This is a genomic window from Hungatella hominis, from assembly GCF_014288005.1.
GTDB lineage: Bacteria > Bacillota > Clostridia > Lachnospirales > Lachnospiraceae > Hungatella > Hungatella effluvii.
In genome coordinates, this window is the sequence record NZ_JACOPB010000046.1 from 1 (window position 1) to 3,629 (window position 3,629).

At 47.0% G+C, this 3,629-nt stretch carries 3 protein-coding genes; all 3 read right to left on the reverse strand.

Annotation, left to right across the window (positions count from 1 at the left end; all coding sequences use genetic code 11):
- Nucleotides 1-1,562, reverse strand: a 1,562-nt coding sequence (locus H8S75_RS32030) for a coiled-coil domain-containing protein (protein WP_187024930.1), incomplete at its 3' end; no start/stop codon positions are given.
- A 22-nt stretch (nucleotides 1,563-1,584) separates the two neighbouring features.
- Nucleotides 1,585-2,184, reverse strand: coding sequence for a hypothetical protein (locus H8S75_RS32035; protein WP_002591369.1), 600 nt, complete (start codon nucleotides 2,182-2,184; stop codon nucleotides 1,585-1,587).
- A gap of 32 nt (nucleotides 2,185-2,216) precedes the next feature.
- On the reverse strand, nucleotides 2,217-3,629 hold a 1,413-nt coding region (locus H8S75_RS32040; RefSeq protein WP_187024931.1), incomplete at its 5' end, for an ABC transporter substrate-binding protein.

Sequence of the window (3,629 nt, forward strand, 5' to 3'; positions counted from 1 at the left end):
TTTTGTGTGCTTCCATCCAATTTGTAATGAAGCTCTCCCTTGTCCCCGGCTGAAAAGCGGCGCGCTGAATCTTTATCCAGTTTTCCTTCAAAAACAAATCCTCTGTCAGCAGAGGAAAGAATGACTGCATCTTCCCCCTCCTTTGTTTTATCCCCGCGTTCCAGCGTCCTCACCACCGTTCCAGGGGCCGGAGCCAAAAGACGTCCCCCATTATCCAGAATTTCCTGTAATGCAGCACGCGATTTCTCTTTATCTGACCGCTCAGATTCACAGGTAATTCTGTCAATCTCACCTTCCTTCTGCAATACCTCAGCCTGTCTCCGGGCATCTTCCAATGCTGCCTGCGCGGTCTCAACTGCCCTTCCCGCAGCATAAAGTTCTTCCTCCTCAGAATATTGGTTATCCTCTGACTCACGCCGGGCACGGTTTAACGCTTCTCTTGCAGTATCAATGGCAGCCTGGGCCTCACTGACTGCAGACTCAGTTGAAAAATCTTTTCCTTCCCTGACTGCTTCCAGCACTGTTTCTGCTTTATAAAGAGCATCTTTGGCTTTATCAATTTTACGTTTCCAGCGTCGCTTGATGGAATCCAGGTTATCGTCTGCCCTGTCATAGGACGATGAGTTATAGTCTGCTTTTGAAAGTTCCTTTTTGGCCTGGTTAAATGCCTTTTGCGCAATGGAAAGTTCCTCCTTCAGCTCCTCCGTATAATCCGTGGCATCATCCGGCTGCTTCCCTGCAATCGCTTCCTTTATTTCGCTGACTCTCTGATTTGCCATATTAAGTTCATCTTTCGCCTGCTCATACGCTTCTAATGCCTGCTGATAACTATCCTCTGAATCATCAAGATTTTCTGATTCCTCATCCAGCGCCTGTTCTGCGGCGCGGATGGCGTCCTCCGCGTCCTCCCTTACATTTTGCAGGTTTTCCCTCGCTTCCTTCACAAGCGCTTCTGCCTTATTAATAAGATTCTTTTCCGCATCCGCCAGTGTTTCTTCAAGCTTTGTATAATCTTCTTTCAGCCGCATCTCTGCCCTGGCATACTTCGCAGCAATCCGCTCATACGCCTTTTTGGCATCCTCCAGCGTACGCTGTGCCTCAATCACATCATTGCCGCCATTGTTTGATGAAATATCCAATTTAAGATTAAGGATACGGATTTCTTCTTCCAGTTTCTTAATCCGTTCTTCTGCGGCAGGAACATCAAATTCTATCAACGCCTCGCCTTTTTCTACTGATTTGCCCTTCCCGGCATTGACGGAAACGGCCTTAAGGCCATCCGGAAGACTAATCCCTTTCTCCGCTGACGCATGGATAATCCCCTCCAATTCAGCCCTGTTCATCAGCGTTTTGCCTGCCATAGAAGCTACCGAAACATGGGCGGTAGTAAAGGAATACGATACACGGGAAATAATTGTGCATACTAACATGAATGCAAAAAATCCAATCATAAGATATACAGCCATGCGCTGTACACGGTCTTCTATGAGGGGCCTGTATTTCTTTCCGGAAATAAGCATGGCCTTTTGTTCTCTTATTTTTTCCCCAATATGTAAACGCATAGCTGTATCATCTCCTATCAGGTTAATTGAACACAATCATAATGATTCTGTCTGCCAGGTAAGAACCGTCCGCCTGCTGTTTCCCGAAACACAGTACAAAATCACTGCCCCCTATCCTGTCTTTTTCACTGTCCTCCAAAAAGTAGCTGCTGCCATCCGATTTCACGGTTCCCTTTTGAAATACCGTGTCTTCTGTATAAGTAACCGTCATGCTGCCCCCATCTCCTGAAGATGAAGTGCCGTCCGCAAAGGGCGATGTATTAATCACGCACCCGGTATCCGAGCATTCGCCGGCTGTACCGCTCAAATCAGCAGACTTCATCATGTCATTCGCATCTGCAAACGTATCCATTGTATCTGAGTCCCCATTCCCGGCATCATCCTGAATTTGCAGAGACGAATCATTTTGGACCGCTTCCTCCTGCTTTTCAGGGACCTCCGCCTTCTCCTCCTTACTGGCAGTAATTACAGGATTACTTTCCTGTCTCTCTGTCGCTTCAATTCTTTCTGTTTCCGTTTTTGTATTTGTCTCTATACCTGCACAGCCGGTAACCAAAAGCATCCCCGCGCAGATAACTGCATATATCCCCATCATTCCTCTTTTCATAAGCTGTCTTTTCATAGTTTTGGCTCCTTTCCTTTGCATAAAAATTTTCACATTTGCTCATTGATATAAAGACTGGCCCGGCTCTGAATTCTTTCAGCCGCTTCCAGGGCGCTCCTGGCCCCTGAAAAATATTCCCGGGCCTCCTCTAATATCAGTGATTCCAGTGTCTGATTGTCATTCTCCACATAGGCTGCGCTGTTTAAAAGCTGCTTTGTCAGCTCCACATCTTCTTTTGTTGCCTTGCCGTCTTCGTAAATCCATGTCCAGACAGATTTTCCATCCACCGCCGCCTGCGTGATCTTATCAAACGCCCTCTTATGAATCGGAAGCATCATACATGACATCTGATGCTCCTCTGTCAATAGTGTTCTGACAAATTCCCATGCCCCTTCCTTCCGGGAGCTGGACGAGGAGATTCCAACCTTCACTTCCGGTTTGATTACGTGGTACTCACCGCCGCCTCCGGGAAGTCCAAGAAATCTCAGATTCCCGTTGTAATAATTTCTGTACCGGGTGATGTGGTAAACGCTCAGCACAGTCTCATAGGCTGCTGCATAGCTTTCGCTCATCTCCGTTCCTCCAAAGCTGTTCTGGCTGCTTTCCTGTATTTTGCCGGCAAATTCCAGCATTTTTACAAATTCAGGTGAATCAAAAGAGCATTTGCCCAAATTCCAGTCAATAAAACTGCCATCTGTCTGAAGCATGATTTTCAGGAAGGAAGCACCAGACAGATTGTTTATGGAATTGGCTCCGTAAGTATCAAGGACCTTTTCCAGCTCCTGAATGGTCCAGCCATCGTTTCCAGCCACAATATCTTCACCGGCCAGCATAGTGGATATGGCTGCTCCGTCCGTAAGATAGGGCAGCTTTCCATCCAGGCTGATAGCTTCAAAGACATTTTCAAAGTAATCCTCTTTCCTGATTTCCGGATCATGTTCCATATATGGATAGAGATCTTCTAAAAGCCCTTTGCTTTGATAAATCTGTACAGACAAATGACTCATATCCAGGATATCCGGCATATCGCCGGAGATGATACGTGTATTAAGATTTATAATGGCATTATCCCATTCCTCGTCAGTCACATTCTGCGCATACGGAAAATACTCTGTCAGCTCAACCTTATACCTGTCGTTTGTTTTGTTAAAATCAGATACGGCCTGGACAAGGCCGGGGGTCGCGCTCAGGCTCACCATACTCAAAATCTCCCTCTCATCCGCCCCCTTGGTCAGAACCGCCATTTCATACGATAATACCTCAGTCTGATTAGATGAGGCTGCCAGGACCACAAAACGCCCGTCCGTGCATTCTCCAAGATGAACCTCTGATGTGCCAAGTCCCATATCCGACCAGTTAAAGACCGGGCTGCCCTCCTGCGCGCCCGCTGCATAACCATATAAAACCGAAGAATCAAACCGATAGAAATCTTTGTTCACACCTCCGTACAGCCCTGCTGTTGC